Genomic DNA, 19,405 nt, shown 5'->3' with positions numbered 1-19,405 from the left:
GGCACAACCATAGAACATGACGACGTTACGATGTCACGCTTGGGCGCGTTCGGCCATCCAGGCTTCGACCTCGTCGATCTGCTTGGGGATGCCGGCGGAGATCCATTCGGGGCCGTGCTCGGTCATGAGCACGTCGTCTTCGATGCGGATGCCGATGCCGCGCAGCTCCTCGGGCAGCATCAGATCGTTTTGCGCAAAGTACAGGCCCGGCTCGATGGTGAAGATCATACCGGGTTCGATGGCTGCCCCCTGGTAGGACTCGTAGCGTGCTTGTGCGCAGTCGTGCACATCCAACCCCAAGTGGTGTGCCACGCCGCAGGCGATCCACCGGCGGTGCTGCTGGCCTTCGGGGGAGAGTGACTCCTCCACGTCGGCCTTGAGGATGCCCCACTCGTGCAGACGCTCGGCGATGACGCGCATGCAGGCATGGTGAATGTCGGAATAGGTGGCACCCGGCTGTGCGGCCTCAAAGCCTGCCTGTTGCGAATCGAGCACTGCCTGGTAGAGCTTCTTCTGCAAGTCGGTGAACTTGCCTCCCACAGGGAAGGTGCGGGTGATGTCGGCGGTGTACAGGCTGTCCACTTCCACACCGGCGTCGATGAGCAGCAGCTCGCCTTTGCTCACGGTTCCGGTGTTGCGCATCCAGTGCAGCACCGGTGCGTGCGCTCCGGAAGCCACGATGGTGTCGTATCCCACCGTATTGCCCCGCTCGCGTGCCACGGCAGTGAACTCACCTTCCAGCATGCGTTCAGAGCGCGGCTTGCCCATGGCCTGCGGCAGGCGGGTGAGTATGCGGTCGAAGCCTTCCTTGGTGGCATCAACGGCCTTGCGCATCTCGCCGATCTCATATGAATCCTTGATCATACGTGCTTCGGCGGCGAACTCGTGGAAGGTGTCGTCAAGACGCTCACCTTCTTGCATGTCCAACCCTGCATCGGTGCGAATGGCGTCGACCTGCGCGGTGATGGCGGGATCGGCTTCGCGAATAACGCGCAGCCTGGTGGCCTTGCCTTCTTGCTGTGAGACACCTTGGCTCAGCACGTCGTGCAGGTCGGCAATGTCATGCGTTTCGATGCCGGTCATGGCGTTGAGCTCGACAAGGCCGGCGCGAGGACCCACCCAGTACTCGCCGTAGTGCGCATCCTTATAGTAGGCTTCGGTGCTGTTGTCTGCGCGGGGGGCGACGAACAGTTCCGGCGTGTGCCCGGACTCGCCGCTCGCCGAGCTGTTCGGTTCCAGCACGAGCACGGCGCCGGCCTCGTAGTCCTGGCCAAGTCCGGTGTAATAGGAGAACGACGTGTCGGGACGGAACGCATAGTCGTCGTCGTTGCTGCGCACCTTGGGCGTGCCGGCGGGAATAACGAGACGGTCGCCGGGGAAATGTTTGCTCAGCGCTTCGAGCCTCGCGGGGGTAAAGGCGCTGGATTCCAAGGCCTCGATGGCGGGCTCCTGATTGTCCCAGCCGGTTTTCATGAACTCTCGGAACGTGTCGGAGTTCGGACGTAGGGAACGGTTGTTGACCCGGTCGCTCAACGCTTGGTTGTGCGGTGCCGCCGCAGCCTCCCTAGCCTCGTATGTCTTGTCGTTGTCGGTGATGACAGTGCTCATGGCCTCTCCTCAAAGTCAAATCTCAACGTATGGAGTCGAGCGTATGTACGCTCCCATCCTAGGCTTTGCCTTGAACCGTCTTGCAAGGTGGTGCTTGGCTGACCGTTCACCGTGCAAGAAACAAGAGGCGGGATATGGGCAAGCCACATCTTAGAATGAGAGGCGGTATTCGCGGCCTGTTTCACGGCATGCGCCGCTTGCACGAGGTTAGGGCGAGAGAGCAGAGGTTCCATGTCATTCGAACATCCCAACACCAGCACATCCATCCGCAAGGTCGAACGCGAGATCATGGACCGTCCCACCTCGCACATAGACAAAGTGCACGACCTCAAATGCATGAACATGATGCTCGATCTGCTGGGACATCCCGAGGAATCGATGCGCATCATCCACGTCACCGGAACCAACGGCAAAGGGTCAACCGCGCGTATGGCCGAGTCCATCTGCCGGGCCTACGGCATGCGTACCGGCTTGTACACCTCTCCGCACCTGGAACGCATCAACGACCGCATCAGCGTGGACGGGCACGAGCTGAGCGACGAGGATTTTGTTGACGCGTGGCTGCAAATCAAGGATTTTGTGGCGTTGGTGGACCGGCAGATGGAAAACAACGGCGCCCCGGCTATGAGTTTCTTCGCCGTACTCACCGCCATGGCCGTATGGAAGTTCGCTGATGCGCCAGTCGATGTGGCGGTCTTTGAAGTGGGTATGGGCGGCCTGTACGATGCCACCAACGCGCTGACCGCAGATGCGGCGGTCATTGGGCCGGTGGACCTGGACCATACGCAGTGGCTGGGCGACACCGTTGAACAGATAGCCCGCGAGAAGGCAGGGATCATCAAGCCGGAATCAACCGTTGTCATCGGTGCTCAGCCGCACGAAGAAGCGGTCATGCCCATTCTCGAAGATGCGGCGGTGGCCGCCCATTCCACCATGGTGCGCGACGGCGAGGAGATGGAGGTCGTCTCCCGTGCGCCGGCCGTAGGCGGGCAACTGGTCACGCTGCGCACGCCTGGTGGGGTGTATGAGGATATTCCGGTAGCGAAGTTCGGCGAACATCAGGCGCATAACGCGCTCGCGGCGCTCGCAGCTGCCGAAGCGGTGATACCGGTGGCCGGGGCATTGAGCCAGGAGGTCGTGGCCGAAGCTTTGGGCGGGGTGAAGATTCCCGGTCGCATTGAGCAGGTGCGCACGTCGCCAACCATCATCATTGACGGCGGGCACAACCTGAACGCTGCGGAATCGCTGCGTCAGGCGCTCGAGGAAAACTATGATTTCGAGCAGCTTGTCGGTGTCGTCTCCATGATGAAGGACAAGCAGGTGGAGGAGTATCTGGGCACGCTGGAGCCGATTCTGAGCCATATCATCGTTACCGGCAATTCCTGGCGCGAGCGTGCCATGATGCCTGAAGACCTTGAGGAAGTGGCGGTGCGTGTCTTCGGCCGTGATCGCGTGACCCGTGTCGACGACCTGCCCGATGCCATCCAAACCGCGGTCGACATGGTGGACAGCGAAGATGAAATGGGCGTGGGGTACGGCCATGGCGTGCTGATCTGCGGAAGCTTTGTGCTTGCGGGAGACGCTCGCACACTTCTCAAGGAGCGGCATGACGCCAATCTGGCCAAGCCCAAGGGCGAGCGTGTGCTCGACGCTGAACCGGCAGACGTGGCTCGCGAGGATGGTTTCGACGGTACCGAAGACTTCGGCGGAGATTATGGCGAGGCAGCGGCTGCATCTGAGGATGATGCGAACGACGATAATGGGGACATCGTTTCTCAGATTTTCGGCTCCACCTTCGGTGATTTTTCCGATGAGAGCTGATTGCGCTGGTGTGTGACTGACAGGAGCGCGTGCTGGCGACGGTGGTGCCATAAGAGTAAGCTACGTTACATTAGGAACGCAGAATGAGACGGGTGCCACGGTAAGCCATGTATTTGAAAGAGCTGACGCTTCGCGGATTCAAGTCGTTCGCGTCGGCTACCACACTGCGCTTCGAGCCGGGCATTACCGCAGTGGTGGGGCCCAATGGCTCGGGTAAATCCAACATTGTCGATGCGCTCACTTGGGTGATGGGCGAACAGGGTGCCAAAAATCTGCGCGGCACCGCCATGGAAGACGTGATTTTCGCCGGTACGTCCGACCGCCCTCCGTTGGGCCGCGCCCAAGTGAGCCTGACCATCGACAATACCGACCGTGCGCTCGACATCGACTACACCGAAGTGACCATATCGCGCACCATCTTCCGCGGGGGAGCCTGCGAGTATGCCATCAATGGTTCATCGTGCCGGCTGCTTGACATCCAGGAGTTGCTCTCGGATACCGGTCTGGGACAGCAGATGCACGTCATTGTCGGGCAGGGGAGGCTCGATGCGATTCTGAAAGCGGATCCTGCCGGTCATCGTGCGTTCATCGAAGAAGCGGCAGGCATCCTCAAACACCGCAAGCGCAAGGAGCGTGCCCTGCGCAAACTCAAGCACGCTGAAGACAACGTGGCTCGTACCGACGACTTGCTGCAGGAAATTCACCGACAGCTCGGTCCGCTCGGAAGGCAAGCCAAGATTTCCCGGCGTGCCGACGGCATACAGGTCACGCTCAGGGACGCCCAGGCACGATTGCTTGCCGACGATGCGCAAGAGGTGGTGGAACAGCGAGAACAGGCGCGTAATCGCATGGGCATGGTGCGCGGGGAGCTGGAAGAGGCTCAGCGCAGCTTGGCGACGATCAAGGAGCGTATCGAACAGGCGGAAGCACTGAGTTCGCGTTCCAGCCCCGCCATCGCACAGGCCAATGAGATATGGCATGACTATTCCCAGTTGGAGGAACGGTTCGAAGCCCTTTCCGCCCTTGCCGCAGAACGCGCTCGCCACGCACGTGAGCAAGTGTCTACAGGGTTCGGGGAAGACCCCGACGTGCTGGAAGCCCGGGCCTGCGAACTGGACGAACAAACCAGGCAAGCGGCTCAGACCGCTGACGATGCAAGATTGGCATTCGATCAAGCCACAGAACAACGTGCCGGAACTGAGAAGCGCTTGGCTGCCGCACGCCAGACGCTCAATGAGCTGCGCCGTGTCTCGCAGCAGCGAGAAAGCCAGAAGTCCGGCCTGCGTTCTCTGCTGGCACAGGAGGAAGCTGCTACGCAGTTGGCGCAGACACGTCTCGCCGATGTTGACTTGCAGCGTGAAGGGCTGCGCCAGCAGCGGGACGACATGCGTGCGCGCATCGCTGGGCTGGAACAAGACAGGCCTGCCGATGATGAGCATGATGCCGATCAGCTCGATCAGGCACGAGACGCATTGCGTGAACGTACCGAACGCTTCGAGGAGTTGAGCCGGCACAAGCGTGACCTTGACTCAAACGTCGTTGCGCTCAAAGCCAAGGCCGAGGCGCTGGACGATACGTTAGAGAGTCGTAATGCGGCAGAGGAACTCAAAGCTGATGACGATGTGACCGTGCTGGGTTCGTTGACCGAGTTCATCCATGTGAGCGATGGTTGGGAAGAAGCGGTGGCTCAGGCCTTGGGGCAATTCGCCAACGCGCTGGTGGTGCCGGACGAGCAGGGGGCGGGTGCGGCCTTGCTGCGCGCCAAAAACGAGCATTTGGGACGCGCGGTGGCATTGTACCCGCTGACTGGTGATGGTCGGTCCGGTGAGGGGAATGCTGCTGGCAGCGGTGATGCATCCGGTGACACCGGCGGCGAGACTGGTGCCGGCGCCATGACGAGTAATACTGTCCATGAGCCAAGGGCGGATTCTATGGCGAGTCTGGTCAGCGCGAACGCAGAGGCACACAACCCCAGTCAAGCGGCTTATGTGGTGGAATCGGTGCGTCTGTTGCTGGAGGGCATCGCTGCCGTAGAAACGTTGGATGACGGGTTTGCTGCGGTGAAGCGTGGCTGCAGGCAAGCGGTGACTCGCGACGGCGAGATCGTGAACCCGGTGGGAGCGGTCGGAGGTTCCGCTCTGCGGCAGAGCGACCTGTCCTTGGCAGCCAAACGGGACAAAGCTTTGGCTGAGGCGGCACTGGTGGCTGAACAGGCCGCCGAGGTGCAACAGCAGGTGGAGCAAGCTCAGCGCGATCGCGATGAAGCAGGGCGAGAAGTCGATAAACAAGCTACCGCCCGTGCCGAAGCCAGATCCAGAGCCAAGCAGGCTGAGCAATCCCTGCATGAGGCACATGCGGGATTGCAGCGGCTGGATGGCCAAATACGTGCGCTCGACGAGCGTGAAAACAGGTTGCATGACGATCTAGAAGAGCACCAGTTAAAACTGGACGACACCAAAACCGCGCTGGAACGGGTGGATGAGAGTGCTGCGGACGGCACCGATTTCAACGATGTGGAAAACCGCACCGGGCTGCTTGAACGCGAGCTGGACAAGTCTCGTGAAGTCGAGACCAGTGCAAAAATCGCTTGGAACGACGCCAATCGCAAGGCCGAATCCTTGCAACGGCAGGCAGGATTGCTGCACACTCAAGCCAGCGATGCGGCACAGCGGCGTGAACGCATGCAGCGGATCAACGAGCAACGTCAACGTGAGGCAAGCCATGCCACAGCCATAGCCGGCGACGCTCAAGCGGTGGCACGTCTGGTACGTGAACGATTGGAAGCCGTGGGGCAGTATCGCGTGTATCTGCAACGGCAAGCCAGTGGCACCGACAACGAGCTGAAAGCATTGCGTGAACAGCGCAGCCAAGCCGAACCTGCTGTGGCGCAGCTTCAGCGCCAAGAGCATGATCTGGATGTGGAACGTGAGCGTCTGGCGGCGAGATACGGTCAGTTGGAACAGCAAAGCTCCGACGAGCTGGGGCTGGGTCTGGAAGAGTTGGTGCGCGAGTACGGGCCGAACCTACCGGTACCGGTTCTTGACGAAAACGGCAGACCGGTGCCGGTTGCGGGGGCAGAGGCTCTGCCCCCAACATCGGAGATGATGGAGACGGAGTTAGAGAAGCAGCGCGGCACGGACGGTGAAAGCGATGCTGTTGTGCCGTACCAGAGTGTGCCGTATGTAAGACAGGAGCAGGAGAAGCGCGTGCTCAAGGCACAGCGCGACCTGAAAGCGCTCGGTAAGGTCAATCCGCTGGCCACCGAGGAATTCGAGGCGCTGGAGGCACGCAACCAGTACCTGAACGAGCAGCGTAACGATGTGGCCAAAAGCCGGGACGATCTGTTGCAACTCATCAAGGACTTGGATGCCACCATGGTGGAAGTGTTCCGGCAAGCTTTTGACGACACGGCCACAGCGTTCGAGCAGGTGTTCGCCACCCTGTTCCCCGGAGGTACGGGACGACTGCGTTTGGAAGACCCGGACGATATGCTCACCACTGGTGTGATTGTAGAGGCCAGTCCGGCAGGCAAACGCGTCAAGCAGCTGAGCCTGCTTTCGGGAGGTGAACGATCGCTGACCGCCCTGGCGCTGCTGTTTGCCATTTTTACGGCACGTCCCAGCCCGTTCTATGTGATGGACGAGGTGGAAGCGGCGCTCGACGATCTCAATCTGACTCGCCTGCTCAATGCGCTGAACGATCTGCGCGAACATGCCCAGCTCATCATCATCACCCATCAGCAGCGCACCATGAGTATCGCCGACGCGCTCTACGGCATCACCATGCGTGCCGATGGGGTGAGTGCGGTCATCAGCCAGAAGCTCGACCGTCAAGCGGATGCTGAGCGGTGACAGGCAAAGGTGAAGTCGTCAGGATTGCCGGCGCAACGCCAGAGCCCGGGTCACGGTATCTTCCGCCAGAATGTGCTGTGCGTCAATGATGGGCACACTGGGGGAGGGGAATGCCTCGTCCAGCACCGACAGCTCGGTACAGCCCAAGATTACCGAATCGCACCGGTATTGAGCATGTTCGCTCGTGTCGAGTAGCTCGTGCAATACGTCTTGGTAGCGTTCTTGACTCAACGGTCCGCCGCTTTTCACATCCCGGTAGATCAGATCGTCAACTTTGGCCTGCAATGTGGCATCAGGCGCTACAAACGTATATCCTGCCGCCTGCACCGCCGCTTGGTACACGCCCGAAGCGCGCGACCCTTCAGTGCCCATGAACCCGACCCTTGGATGGGATGAGACAGGGTAATGCTCACTCATATGCCGCACGGCCCCATCGAGCATGTTGAGAATCGGCACATCAGTGAGCGCCTGGAACCTGTCGAACATGGCATGCGCCGTATTGCAGGGAATGGTGATGAACGATGCTCCGAGCGCAGTGGCTTTCTCGATGTCGTCGGCGATGACCGGGAAGGGATCGTCCTGGCTTGCTCCCAGCATGAAATCGGTACGGTCAGGCACCGAGGCGTCGTTGAACACCACATAGTCCAGGAATTCCTGGTCGGTGCGGGCGCCGGTGAGCTGGTTGACCAAACCGATGTAGGACTGGGTGGCGAGCGTGCCCATGCCTCCGATCACAGCGAAGAACGGCCGCCTCATTTCAGATCGGCCTTCTGCTTGAAGAATTCGGCATACCGTTTCTTATAGATGGAATAGGCGTGCCTGATCAGCATGGAGCGTCTGAGATTGCGGTCGTTGCTGTATTCGAGCGTCGTGCCCCAGTCGCCCTTGGCGATCATGGATTCGGCCAGCGTTTTCTCGTTGCCTTCCGCCACGTAGTCGGTGAAAACCGAACGCGGTATTTCCATCCACAGCTTGGACCCGCGGCCAATGGTCGTCTGCCCGTCGAAGGGAGTGTCTTCCACAAGGTCGTCGACGAAATACTTGGCGAGATTGTAGCCGTTGAGCGTCACAAAGAAGCTGGAACGCCCCTGCCGCAAGTTGATTTCGAACAGTTTGTACTGCCCGTCGCGCTCATCGTATTTCATGTCGAAGTTCGCAACGCCCTCGTACTGAATATCTTCCAAGAACGCTTTGATCTGCATGCAGATCCGCTCGTTGTAGTCCGGGATGATGGCCGCATAGTTGCCGACCGCCTCAGGGGTAGGGTCTTCGAGCAGCGGGTGGCCCAGGAACATCATGCGCACTCGGTGATGTTGATCCACGTAAGCGTTGAGCACACGCATGTGGCTGTCGTCGCCGGGAATGAAGTCCTGCACGATCATCTCGGCGCGGTAACCGGCTGCGTAAGCGCGGCGAATCAACGTATCGAGCTCGTCGGCGGTCTCGATGATGAACGCCTTCTTGCGGCCCGGGAAATCAACGTCGAGCCATGCAGCGGAATCCGCCGGCTTCATGGCTACCGGGAAGCTGAACGGCAGGTTGTTATGCTCACCTTGCTCCACATCCTTGGCGGTGAGCACTTTGGTCTTTGGGTGAGGCAGGCCGTAGCGCTCGCATGTCTCGTAGAACGTGTTCTTGTAGCTGAGCTGACGGTTGAGCGCAGGGTCGAGCGTGTTGAAGACGAAATATTCGCCCAGATCGGCCGAGTGCCGGCTCAGCAGGTTGGCGTACAGGTCACCGCAGGGGATGAGCAGCAGTGTGGTATCCGGACGTTGCTCACGCATGCGCTTGCCGTATTCGAGCAGCGTGGAGCGGAAGGTATCGTCGTGCCCGAAATCCTCGACGATGTGCATGTCGACAATGCGGCTGAATCGTGTGGGGGCGAGTTGAAAATGTGCGAACGCGGTGGAAACGATGCCGTATTGCTCATGAAATGCGCGGGCCATGCCATAGGCGTTGATGTCGCTGCCGAGCAGGACTGGCTGAAATTGCTTCATATCTGTAACTCTACCTCAGTGTGATTGCATTGGTGTGATTGACGTTGGTTGCCATGCCGGGTGATGTGCGTTCGGCGTTGGGCTGTGACGTGGATTTGCGCTTGAGAACGGTCTGCAGTGTGGCGCTCATCGCGCAACGGCAGACGGCGCGAACATGCGCTTGACGATGGCTGTGTCACCTTCGTATGGCACGTGTTTGCCGTCGATTTTAATCCACTGTTCCTCGCCCTTGCCGATGATGAGCACCACGTCGAAACCATCGTGCGTTTGCGCCTGACGCAGGGCATGCTGCACGGCCTCGCCCCGCTCGAGTATGACACGCGACGAGGTGGACGGGTCGGTGAGATGGCGCTGCATCTGGGCGCAGATATCCGCCGCGTCTTCACGGTCCGGGTCGTCTGCCGTCAGAACGATTTCGTCGACCCGGCCTTGGGCAGCCTCCACAATGCCTTGGCGCCGGTCGATGGCCTTGCCTCCGGCCGAACCCGTGACCAGTGTCAGACGGGGAGATCGGTCTGCATAACGGTGCAAGGCAAAGTCGATGACGGCGTTCACGCTGGCGAAATTGTGCGCAAAATCGACGATGGCCGCAGTGTTGGTGCTTGAATCCTCGAACTCTTCCATGCGCCCCGAGATGCGTACGGTTTCGATAGCATGCGCGGCATCATGCGCGTTCACGTCCACTCCTGCGCTGCGGACGATGCTCAATGCCGCGGCAGCGTTGGCATAGTTGAAGTCACCGTCCATACTCAAATGGAACAGGGTGTTGTGTGAGGTTTCCGATTCAGTGCCGCCACGCCCCTCGAGAGGAATGTTCGCCTCGCTGCCGCTCACGATTCGGTAACCGGTGCCGCCAAGGTCGGGCCAGGCAAGCGTATCGGCATCGTGGCTCAAGAATTGCCTTGCCTCGTCCTCGGTAGGCTCATCATTGAGCACACGGAAGTGCCGCACGGGAACATGCGCTGCCGCGGCATCCTGTTCGATAAGATCGGCGTGCGTGCAGTCGGCGCCCAACACCAGTGTGCGACTATTGGCCACAAGTTGGCGTTTGCAATGGAAATAATCCTCGAACGTGGGGTGCTCGATAGGGCTGATATGGTCGGGAGAGAGGTTCAGGAACGCACCTACGTCGAAGGTGAACCCGTATACCCGTCCCACTTTGTACGCCTGCGAGGAGACCTCCATGACCAGGTAGCGCATGCCGTTATCAACGGCATGCCGCATCATGCGCAGTGCGTCCAACGATTCGGGGGTGGTCAGGGACGATTCGGCGTAGGTGGTGCCGTCCAAGCAGTTGGCCACCGAAGAGAAGAGCGCGGCCCGTCCCTCGCTTGCTGCGTTGAGGATGGCCTGCGTGAAGTAGGCAGTGGTGGTCTTGCCTTTGGTGCCTGTGATGCCGATGAGGGTCAGGTCACGCTGGGGATGCCCATAGAATTCGTCCGCCAGCAAGCTCATGGCCTGATACACATCATCGACGATGAGCCCCACGGCCTTGGTTGCTGCGCTGTATTCCGCTTCGGAGACGTAAGCCAGCAGCCCCTGTCCGTCAGCTGAACTCAGGTATTCGGGGTGGAAACGGCCTTTGCAGAACAGCATGGTACCGGTGGTGATACTGCGGGTGTCGTAGGTGAGCGCCTGTATGGGGAGGGTGGAGACAGCGCCGCCGGTACCGGTCTGCTTGTCGAAATCAGCGGGGTTAAGCGACCACGTGTCACCCTGAACCATCTCGCGCAGCATGTGATGCTCGCGCAGCAATCGTGCCGCATCGGCCAACGTGAATGCCATACCCGCCCTTTCTGTGGGAATTCGCCTGAATGTGCAGGGCGAAACGATGAGAAATCTCAAGGAAAGGGTACCGCATGGCCTAGGCGATGGTGCTGCCGATTCAGCTTGCTACGATGCCGGGAAGAGTCGGCTCGCAAGCGGTCGCCGGTCCCAAGTCACAGCCACGTGTCGTTGACGGGTCTGCGACCCCGGCTCTCCAGCCACTTGTTGAACGATTCGCGCCATGTGCCATGCGCTTGGCGCTGCCAATCCATCAGATCCTCCAACTTCAGCGTGTTGATTTGCGGGAACAAGCGAGCCATGGGAGCAATCAAATCGACGGCGGCGATGGTGTCCGCGATGGCGTCATGGAAGTCACCGTGCGGTTCCACACCGTAATATTCAGTAGTGGCGCTCAGGGTGCGCTTGCCGGAACGGTGGGAAACCTCACGGTCGATGACCAGCGGATCGACCACCAGCAGCTCTTCTGGCAGCGGATCCAGTTTCCAGCGCTTCAGATCGCCGGCGATCATGCGTACGTCGAACGGGGCATTGTACGCCAGCAACGGTATGCGCTTGGTTTGAGCTGCAGCAATGACTTGGGCTATCTGAGCTATGGCGACCTGTGGTTCTTCGCCGTTGGCCTGCACGAACTCGTCGGTGAACCCGTTGACTTTGCTGGCTCCTGCTTCGATATGACGGTGTGGGTTCACGAGCCATTGCGCCGTGACATCACCCTCGAACCCGGTCTCGGGGTTGCGCAGCACCAGTGCCGCAGAGACGATGGCGTCACGGCTGGAAGTGCCGGTGGTTTCCGTATCGAATCCTAGAAGATATGAATTGCCGAGCGTGGTTGCGATGTCTTGTTCGGGCGAGTTGTTGATTGCTGTGATGAGTGTGTCTGGTGAAGCATGCATACTTCTATTATGCTCAAAAGGCGCGATACGCCAAGTTTGCATGCACGATTTGTGGACGAGGTGATGCAGTAAACACCACGAATGGTGCAAATCGCGCAATGAGTGTCGGTATGGCACGGCTTGCCATTTACAATAGAGGCATGGAACAGACAATGACAACGACCGTGATGCAGCGTGCAGGTGCTTCTGCCGCCGGGCGGTCAGTCATGCCTGTGAGCATGGAGAATCCCGCAGTGCAGGCCTCTTCTGCGAGCGAAACTTTGGCGGAGAAACGACGTCGGTTTGAGAGTCTTGCGCTTCCCGCTGTAGACAGGCTCTACCGTTACGCCATGAAGCTCACCAATAATCCCGAGGATGCACAGGACTTGGTACAGGACGCATATGAGCGTGGTTTCAAGGCCTTCGACAGCTTCCATGAAGGCACCAATTTTGAAGCTTGGATGACCACTATCGAGCGCAATGCGTATTTCAACCAGTATGCCAAGGCCAAGAGGCGGCCGGCAAGGGCCAACGATGCCACTGGTGAGTACGATGACTGGGACATCTACGCCTCTTCGGAGCATGCTTCCGACGGTTTGAAATCCGCTGAGCAAGAATATCTTGACGCGTTCGCGCCACAGGAGATTATGGCGGCGCTCAACAACCTGAGCCCTGAACGGCGGCAAGTGTTCATCGACACGGCGATTGACGGAAAATCCTATAAGCAGGTAGCCGAGGAGCAAGGTGTGAAGATTGGTACGGTGATGAGCCGTCTCAACCGCGCTCGCACGCAGCTCAAGAAGGAATTGACCGACTACGCGGTGGACCATGGGTATGCTGATCGTCCTGCTGCTGATTCACTTCCGGCGAATCACTAGCGTGCAGGGGATTGAACGTTTAGAATAAGACGGTAATGGTGCGCGTTGAAAGACGAATGCAGTGAAGCAGTCTCGAGAGGACGAACATGAGCGGTGTGGTGCGGCGAACTGTGAGTGCCCGAGGTGAAGTGGATGTTGAGTCAGGCTCGGTGAGCATGAGTGTGACCAGCGCGTACGAGGCGCACGAAGACTCCTCGCAGGTCCATGCCTGCGGTTCGCAATCGCCCGATGAATGTTTTGACCCGGCCTCGTGTTGCGATGCGGCCGAACAGATGCTCATTAGCAGACTCAGGCATATGTTGCGTCCTGTAGCCGCTCCGGAACAACTGATTTCTCGTATTGAATCGACGCTTGACCGGTGCTGTTTGGAGAGCGAGGCACGCGATAGCGTCGAGTGATGCCCTCAAGGTGTCAGTGCATATGAGGTGTCAGCGCATATGAGAATGCCCCTGCAAGCGTGTGCTACAGGGGCATTCTCAATAGGTCTGCTACTCAGGCATTTGGCCTTTTGCCGTGATTGGCTGCCTTCTTGCGGCGATCCTTACGCTTACGTCCGCGCATACCCATGATGGACTCCTTTACATCGGAAAAGTATTCAACTTGGCTTATTCTCGCACACTCGCGCGACTTTCGGCGCTATTTCGCCCGAAAATATGCAACGAGAATATTGGAAGTGTCGCAGCCCCCTACTCAGAGCGTGCTCTACTCAAAGCATGCGCTATTCAAAGCGTGCATTGATGAACAGAGTGGTCGTGCTGGATTCACCCGGCGCAATGGTGATGAGGTCGTTACCGGTATTGAACGCATTGGCATACGCGGTCTGCGGTTCAATGGCCACGCCGGATGGGTGCTTGTGGGCTGCGAACCCGGTGCCGGTGCACATCTGGAACGAGGTGATACTCTTATCGCCCCCCAATCGCACATGCATGCCGTCAGGCCGCGAGAATTCGGCGCAGGCGTGTCCCTCGGCATCTCGCTCCAGGTCGGTCCACGCGTCGTCGAACGGCTGCTCGGTGAGCGCGGTGGGTTGACGAAGGTCATATTTTGTGCCGTCCACAGGTTCGGTGCCGGTGGGGATGAGGTTCTCATTGACCGTGACATGCGTGGCTGCGGGAATGGTGACCCGGCACTGTGCGTTCTGCTGATCGATTTCGTCGCCGTACCCGTTGAACCCGTTGGCGATCCACGGGTGGAGGGCCAACGCCCACGGGGCTGCGACATGGTCGTGGTTCTCTGCGGTCACTTCGATGCCGAGCCCTTGCTCGCTCAAGGTATAGGTGATGAGCACGCGAAGGTCGAAGGGATATCCCTTGATGCCGGGAACTCGCCATGAGAGCGTGACTCTGGCGTCCTCCAAGGCTTCGAGCTTCCAGAAGGAGCGGTACCCGTAACCGTGGATGGCGTTGCCGCGTTCCACTTCGTCGATGGGCAGCTGGTAGTCGTTGCCTTCAAAGGTGTAGGAGCCGTTCTCGATGCGGTTGGGGAAGGGGACGAGCAGCTCGCCATTGGTGCAGGGCACCGGTTTGTCGGCATCCCACGGCACGATGACGTCTTTGCCCTGGTAGGTGAGTTTGCGCAGCGTGGCGCCGAGTTCGGTGACTACTGCCGTGTAGTCACCGTAAGTGATGGTGAACTGTTGGCCCGAACGGGGCGGGATTGGTGCAAATGCCATGGTTTCCTCCTCAAAAGTGGCAGTGCCTCCCACTCTACTCCGGTTTGAGGAGGTGCGGAATCGCTGTCATCTTGATCGTATGAGCGAGTGTAGGTGAGTGACTGTGTGGCATCGGGGTTGGCGGTGCTGCCGTCTCCCAGCTGCATGAATTGATTGTCACCCCAAGCGTAGAGGTTTCCGTCGGAGCCGATGGCCATGTTGGAATGATAACCTGCCACGATGTGGGTAAACGTACGTCTGCAGGGACATGGCTCATATCGGCGGCAGAAGGCACTGCGGTTGGTGATGGTGCCGTCGCCGAGCTGTCCTTGGTCGTTAAGACCTGTCGAACACAGCGGATGGCTCTCTTCTGTGAGGTATCTGTTGCGTTATTGGTGTTTCACTGGTAGCATTGCAGTAAAGGTTCCACTCGGCTGACAAGAACTCCGGGAGTTCTTCGGTTCTGTATGTAGACCCGATAGGCCGGGTGGTCATTTCATCTTATGCAATGGCGACATGAGTTATCGAGGTGTTGTCTGTTTTAGTAACCTGAATGCGTCATGTTTGTTGGATTCCAAGTCAACGAACGCGGCATGAGCGATGTAGTCCGCAGCTTGACCGTTAAAATCGTAGTTGACGCTGTGGAAGTAGATGCTATATTCACATGAATGTTGGATTGTCTTGAGTTCTGACTTAGAAGAAGGCTCCTCCGGGAAACCGAAGGAGCCTATCCGAGCTATGTCATCTGCTGACATGCGCCGTCTGTGCCTGCTAGGCGAGTCTTACTTGGAGAGCTCTGCGAAGTAGAGCAGCGTGCGGATCATGTTGCAGGTGAAGCCGTTCTCGTTGTCGTAGAAGGCGACGGTGCGCACCAGGGTGGTGCCGTCAACGGTGTTCACATCGGTCTGGGTGGGGTCGAAGACGCCGCCGTGGGTGTCGCCGATGATGTCGGAGGAGACGATGCCGTCTTCGTTGTAGCCGTAGTACTCGGTGTCCGAGAAGGCCTTCTTGAACGCGGCGTTGATCTCGTCGGCGGTGACTTCCTTGTTGAGCACAGAGGTCAGCTCGGTCAGGGAGCCGTCAGGAACGCCCACGCGCTGTGCGTGGCCCTGCAGCTTGCCTTCGACGGAGGGCACGACCTTGCCGATGGCCTTGGCGGCGCCGGTGGAGTGCTCGATGGTGTTGATGGCGGCGGCGCGGTTGTTGCGGCCCTTGGGGTAGCGGGGGCCGTCAAGCAGCATCTGGGTGCCGGTGTAGGCGTGGATGGTGGTCATGTAGCCCACCTTGAGGCCGAACTCGTTGTCCAGCAGCTGCACCATGGCAGCCAAGGAGTTGGTCGTGCAGGAGCCGGCGGAGACGATGTTGTCGCTGGCCTTGAGGGTCTCGTGGTTCACACCGTATACGATGGTGGGGGTCTCGGCATCCTTGGCGGGAGCGGAGATGAGAACCTTCTTGGCGCCTGCATCCAAGTGAGCCTGGCTCTTCTCGGCGGAGGTGTAGAAGCCGGTGCACTCGAGCACGAACTCCACGCCATCGTTCTTTACCCACGGAATGTTGCGGGCATCCTTCTCGGCGTAGACCTTGTATTCCTTGCCGTCCACCACGATGGCGTCGTCGGTGGAGGTGACCTCGACCGGGGTGCCGTCGTCGTGACGGAAGGTGCCCTGCGTGCTGTCGTACTTGAGCAGGTAGGCCAGCATGGACGGGGTGGTCAGATCGTTGATTGCCGCGACCTCGATGTCACCGGCTTCGCCACCGCGAGCCTGCAGCTCGAAGATGCGACGGAAAGCAAGACGACCGATACGGCCGAAACCGTTGATACCAATCTTTACAGTCATGTAATTCTCCCTTGGGTATGGCCGGGGCGAACGTGTCCCGACCGTTCTTTGCCAACGTATCCTAGTTTAGCTTGGCTGCTGTACCGAGCGGGGCCTCGGCCCAGTCATTCGGCGTAAAACCGACCAAGATATTGTGAGCGCTCACTATTATCGGCCGCTTGACCAGCATGCCGTCGCTTGCCAGCAGATGCAAGGCTTCGTCGTCGCTCATCTCGGGGAGTTTGTCTTTGAGGTTCATCGCGCGGTACAGTTGCCCGGATGTGTTGAAGAACCGGCGGATCGGCAAACCGCTGAGCCGGTGCCATTCCTTCAGTTCCTCGTAGCTGGGGTGGTCGCTCTTGATGTCACGCTCACGAAACGCCACGTCGTGCTCATTGAGCCAGCGTCGGGCCTTGGCGCAGGTGGTGCAACGCTGGTAACACAGGAACAGCGCCTCGCTGCCGGCCGGTTGTTCGGCTGTCTGAGCTGTCTGCGTTGGTTGTGTTGGTTGCTCTGGTTGCGCGGTGTGAGGCGTTGTGTCGGTGGGTTGCTGTGCTGCGTTGCGGTGAGGTGCTGCGCTGTGTTGTGGTGCAGCATCGCGCTGTGTGATGTCGCGCGAATCGGTGTGTGCGGATGTCATTGATGATGTCCTTTCTGGATCGGGATTGCGAAACAATGTCGTGTCGCTGCTGCGTGCGATCGATTGTGCAGAAGGTCAGCGTGGCGAGGGTGCCAAGGCGGATGTGACCGTGGTGTCGAGCGGCCCCAAGGATTCAGGCATTTCACGTTCGGTGGCAACGCCAGGCAGGGGAGCGCCCGCCGGGAAGACGACCAGAAGTGTGCCATGGCCGACGGTGATGTCGGCTGCGCGTCCTGCGACGAATTCGTTGCTTACTCCCTGCACTGCGGCACTGTCCAAAGAGGCGTTCCTCAGCTCATATTTGAGGCCGGTTTCGCATACTTCGCGTGCGGTGCCGCCGTGCGGAAACACGGACACCATACCGGTCTGGCTATGGGATGTGGCGGGGAAGCTGAGCGTGCCGTCGCTCAGGGCGCAGGTCACGTCGTCCCGACCGTGCAGGAACCCGATACCGCCGCACTGTGCCAGCAGGGCAAGCAGTTGCATGTTCGCAATGGCGTGGTCAGTACGTCCGCCAAGACCGCCGTATATGTGGAAGCGCCGAGCCCCGCGGCTCCAACCTGCTTTGAGTGCAGAGAGCATGTCCGGGTCGTCATGCTCGGGAGGCAGAGTGATGATCGTGTCGGCATCTATTGAGCTTGCGCCTCCTGGGTACGAGTCGCAGTCGCCAATGAATATGTCCGGTCGTACGCCCAGCTCTCGGGCATGGGCGGCACCGCCGTCCGCCGCCACGACCAGCCATTCGTCGGGCAATTCGGCAGTGCCCGGTTCGTTGCCGTAATATTCACCCGCCGCAAAAACGACGCAATCATACGTGCTGTTCATGCCCCTACTGTAGCGCGTGCGTTGTCTGGACTTGTCAGACATATCTTATGCGTATCTTAATGGAGTGGGTGTTTTGCTGTCTGTCGGGTTTTGTTTGTTCTGACGTGTGAGCGTTCCTGTGCGGTGTAGATGACGACGGCGTGGTTGCAGGTCAACTGCTATTTCGGATGAGCGTTCCTGATACTTCGGGTGAGCGTTCCTGCTGCGGTGTGGTCTTTCCCATCGAGCTGTAGGATTGCCGTCTTTCTATCAAACTGACTATCAAAATGACTATCAAACTGAACGAGATTTGTGGTGTAGGGCACACATTAATATGTCCGGTACATACGGCTGCGGCCGCCTACCTTCCAAGGAGAGAACATGATTAATCACCTTACCATCGCCACCAATAATCACGATGCGCTAGCCGCCTTCTACGAGGCTGCTTTGGTGCCGCTCGGCTATGTCAAAGCAGTTGAATTCCCTGGAACTTCCATGTTTGCTGACATGCGTGACCACGACGGCGTGTGGATCGCAGCGCCCAAGCAAGGTGTCGTTCCAGCTCCCGGCCACTTCGCTTTCGTTGCTGAAAATGAGGAGCAGGTGCAGACCTTCTATGATGCAGCGCTCGCCGCTGGTGGCACCAGCAACGGTGAGCCTGGTCCGCGCCCCGATTACGGTCCCAACTATTACGCCGCGTTCGTGCTTGATCCCGATGGCAACAACATCGAAGCAGTCTTCGACAAGTAATCTCGACGATTCAGGGCGCCAGTCATAACTTGTGATTGAGGTCGCGGGTCGTAACTGAGGGTACCAGTCGTAATTGGGGTCACCGGTCGTAACTCGTAATCGAGGACAACAGCTGTAACTGAGGACGCGAGTCGTAATTAGGGTCGCTGGTCGTAACTGAGGTCAGCGGTCGTAACTGAGGGGCCAGTTGTGGCGGCATATCCGTGTGAGCGACGGTTTTGTAGCGCGTCATACGCTAAGCGCAGCTAAACGGTCGCTTACTTATACTCAGCGACGGTTGTGTTGCGCGGTTGATTGATTGTGCAACTAAACCGTCGCTTACGTGTGTTTAGTGTCGGTTGTGTAGCGTGTCATACGCCCAACGCAGCTAAACGGTCGCTTACTTATACTCAGCGTCGGTTTTGTTGCGCGGTTGTGTGGTTGCGCAGCTGAACCGTCGCTTATTCGTATTCAGCGTCGGTTTCGGTGCGTGACTTGGTGGTTGTGCAACTGGACGGTCGCTTGTAGGAATTTGGTGTCGGTTTTGTAGCGTGGCATATGCTAATCGCGACTAGACCGTCGCTTACGTGTGTTTAGCGTCGGTTTGGTTGCGTTGTTGAGTGATTGTGCAACAGAACCGTCGCTTATTCGCATTCAGTGTCGGTTTTGTTGCGTGATTTGGTGGTTGGCGTGGTTGCGCGGTTGCGTGGTTGGGGTGGCTACGTGGCTGGATAGTTCCGCCGTGAAACGGCCGTTCTTGCTATGTCCGGGCGGTTGGTATAATGGCAAGTAGCTTGAGCAATCAAGAAAGTGGGTGCGCCCCACCTGGGAGCTTGTCGTAGCTTCGGGTTCAAGGCATATGGCCTGTTGTGTCAATATGTCGCGCCGTTATGGCGCAGACAAGTATGTCTCATGGATAGATTGAGACTAGCTTGTGTTTGAACTCATC

The 19,405-nt window shown here is 58.8% G+C and carries 16 protein-coding genes; 5 read left to right on the top strand and 11 right to left on the bottom strand.

The genetic code is table 11. The features are described 5' to 3' along the window. Positions 1–33: 33 nt before the first annotated feature. Positions 34–1,608: an aminopeptidase P family protein gene (locus AC3B5A_RS03545; protein ID WP_489798903.1), complete on the bottom strand. Its 1,575-nt coding sequence runs from the start codon at positions 1,606–1,608 to the stop codon at positions 34–36. 231 nt (positions 1,609–1,839) lie between these two features. On the opposite strand from AC3B5A_RS03545, the gene AC3B5A_RS03540 reads away from it, so the two are divergent. Then, positions 1,840–3,429, top strand: a complete 1,590-nt coding sequence (locus AC3B5A_RS03540; RefSeq protein ID WP_489798901.1) for a bifunctional folylpolyglutamate synthase/dihydrofolate synthase — start codon at positions 1,840–1,842, stop codon at positions 3,427–3,429. A 107-nt stretch (positions 3,430–3,536) separates the two neighbouring features. Beyond that, a complete protein-coding gene (locus AC3B5A_RS03535; RefSeq protein WP_489798899.1) occupies positions 3,537–7,280 on the top strand; it encodes an AAA family ATPase in 3,744 nt (1,247 codons plus the stop codon). Between the two features lie 18 nt (positions 7,281–7,298). Here the strand turns inward: AC3B5A_RS03535 and AC3B5A_RS03530 are convergent, their stop codons facing one another. The 4 genes from AC3B5A_RS03530 to AC3B5A_RS03515 all read right to left on the bottom strand — a co-directional run bounded on the left by AC3B5A_RS03530 (position 7,299) and on the right by AC3B5A_RS03515 (position 11,958). Then, the gene (locus AC3B5A_RS03530) at positions 7,299–8,036 is read right to left on the bottom strand and encodes an aspartate/glutamate racemase family protein (protein ID WP_489760429.1); all 738 of its coding nucleotides are present in this window, start codon (positions 8,034–8,036) and stop codon (positions 7,299–7,301) included. Beyond that, the gene (locus tag AC3B5A_RS03525) at positions 8,033–9,277 is read right to left on the bottom strand and encodes a carboxylate--amine ligase (protein ID WP_489760430.1); all 1,245 of its coding nucleotides are present in this window, start codon (positions 9,275–9,277) and stop codon (positions 8,033–8,035) included. The genes AC3B5A_RS03530 and AC3B5A_RS03525 overlap by 4 nt, the downstream gene beginning before the upstream one ends. 126 nt (positions 9,278–9,403) lie before the next feature. Next, positions 9,404–11,062: a UDP-N-acetylmuramoyl-L-alanyl-D-glutamate--2,6-diaminopimelate ligase gene (locus tag AC3B5A_RS03520; RefSeq protein WP_489798897.1), complete on the bottom strand. Its 1,659-nt coding sequence runs from the start codon at positions 11,060–11,062 to the stop codon at positions 9,404–9,406. 155 nt (positions 11,063–11,217) lie between these two features. After that, a complete protein-coding gene (locus AC3B5A_RS03515) occupies positions 11,218–11,958 on the bottom strand; it encodes an exonuclease domain-containing protein (RefSeq protein ID WP_489760432.1) in 741 nt (246 codons plus the stop codon). 218 nt (positions 11,959–12,176) lie between these two features. Here AC3B5A_RS03515 and AC3B5A_RS03510 point away from each other — a divergent pair, with 218 nt between their 5' ends. Beyond that, positions 12,177–12,815, top strand: a complete 639-nt coding sequence (locus tag AC3B5A_RS03510) for a sigma-70 family RNA polymerase sigma factor (RefSeq protein ID WP_489798975.1) — start codon at positions 12,177–12,179, stop codon at positions 12,813–12,815. Positions 12,816–12,901: 86 nt separating this feature from the next. Next, positions 12,902–13,213, top strand: coding sequence for a hypothetical protein (locus AC3B5A_RS03505; RefSeq protein WP_489798895.1), 312 nt, complete (start codon positions 12,902–12,904; stop codon positions 13,211–13,213). A gap of 94 nt (positions 13,214–13,307) precedes the next feature. On the opposite strand, the gene AC3B5A_RS03500 is transcribed toward AC3B5A_RS03505, so the two are convergent. The 6 genes from AC3B5A_RS03500 to AC3B5A_RS03475 form a co-directional block, all read right to left on the bottom strand. Further along, positions 13,308–13,382, bottom strand: coding sequence for a 50S ribosomal protein bL37 (locus AC3B5A_RS03500; protein WP_003817083.1), 75 nt, complete (start codon positions 13,380–13,382; stop codon positions 13,308–13,310). Positions 13,383–13,533: 151 nt separating this feature from the next. After that, a complete protein-coding gene (locus tag AC3B5A_RS03495; protein WP_489798893.1) occupies positions 13,534–14,487 on the bottom strand; it encodes an aldose 1-epimerase family protein in 954 nt (317 codons plus the stop codon). After that, positions 14,415–14,705: a hypothetical protein gene (locus AC3B5A_RS03490; protein WP_489798891.1), complete on the bottom strand. Its 291-nt coding sequence runs from the start codon at positions 14,703–14,705 to the stop codon at positions 14,415–14,417. Before AC3B5A_RS03490 ends, AC3B5A_RS03495 begins: the two co-directional genes overlap by 73 nt. Before the next feature lie 543 nt (positions 14,706–15,248). After that, positions 15,249–16,304, bottom strand: coding sequence for a type I glyceraldehyde-3-phosphate dehydrogenase (gap, locus tag AC3B5A_RS03485; RefSeq protein WP_489798889.1), 1,056 nt, complete (start codon positions 16,302–16,304; stop codon positions 15,249–15,251). Between the two features lie 61 nt (positions 16,305–16,365). Then, positions 16,366–16,923: an arsenate reductase family protein gene (locus AC3B5A_RS03480; RefSeq protein ID WP_489798887.1), complete on the bottom strand. Its 558-nt coding sequence runs from the start codon at positions 16,921–16,923 to the stop codon at positions 16,366–16,368. A 75-nt stretch (positions 16,924–16,998) separates the two neighbouring features. Further along, positions 16,999–17,748 carry a thiamine diphosphokinase gene (locus AC3B5A_RS03475; RefSeq protein ID WP_489798885.1) on the bottom strand — a complete coding sequence of 250 codons (750 nt, stop codon included), beginning with the start codon at positions 17,746–17,748 and terminating at the stop codon, positions 16,999–17,001. A gap of 360 nt (positions 17,749–18,108) precedes the next feature. On the opposite strand from AC3B5A_RS03475, the gene AC3B5A_RS03470 reads away from it, so the two are divergent. Next, the gene (locus tag AC3B5A_RS03470; RefSeq protein ID WP_489798884.1) at positions 18,109–18,477 is read left to right on the top strand and encodes a VOC family protein; all 369 of its coding nucleotides are present in this window, start codon (positions 18,109–18,111) and stop codon (positions 18,475–18,477) included. Positions 18,478–19,405 lie beyond the last annotated feature (928 nt).

The sequence above is a fragment of the Bifidobacterium sp. ESL1133 genome, from assembly GCF_058107325.1.
Note: the sequence above shows the minus strand (reverse complement) of the source record. Positions and strands in the feature narration are given on the sequence as shown.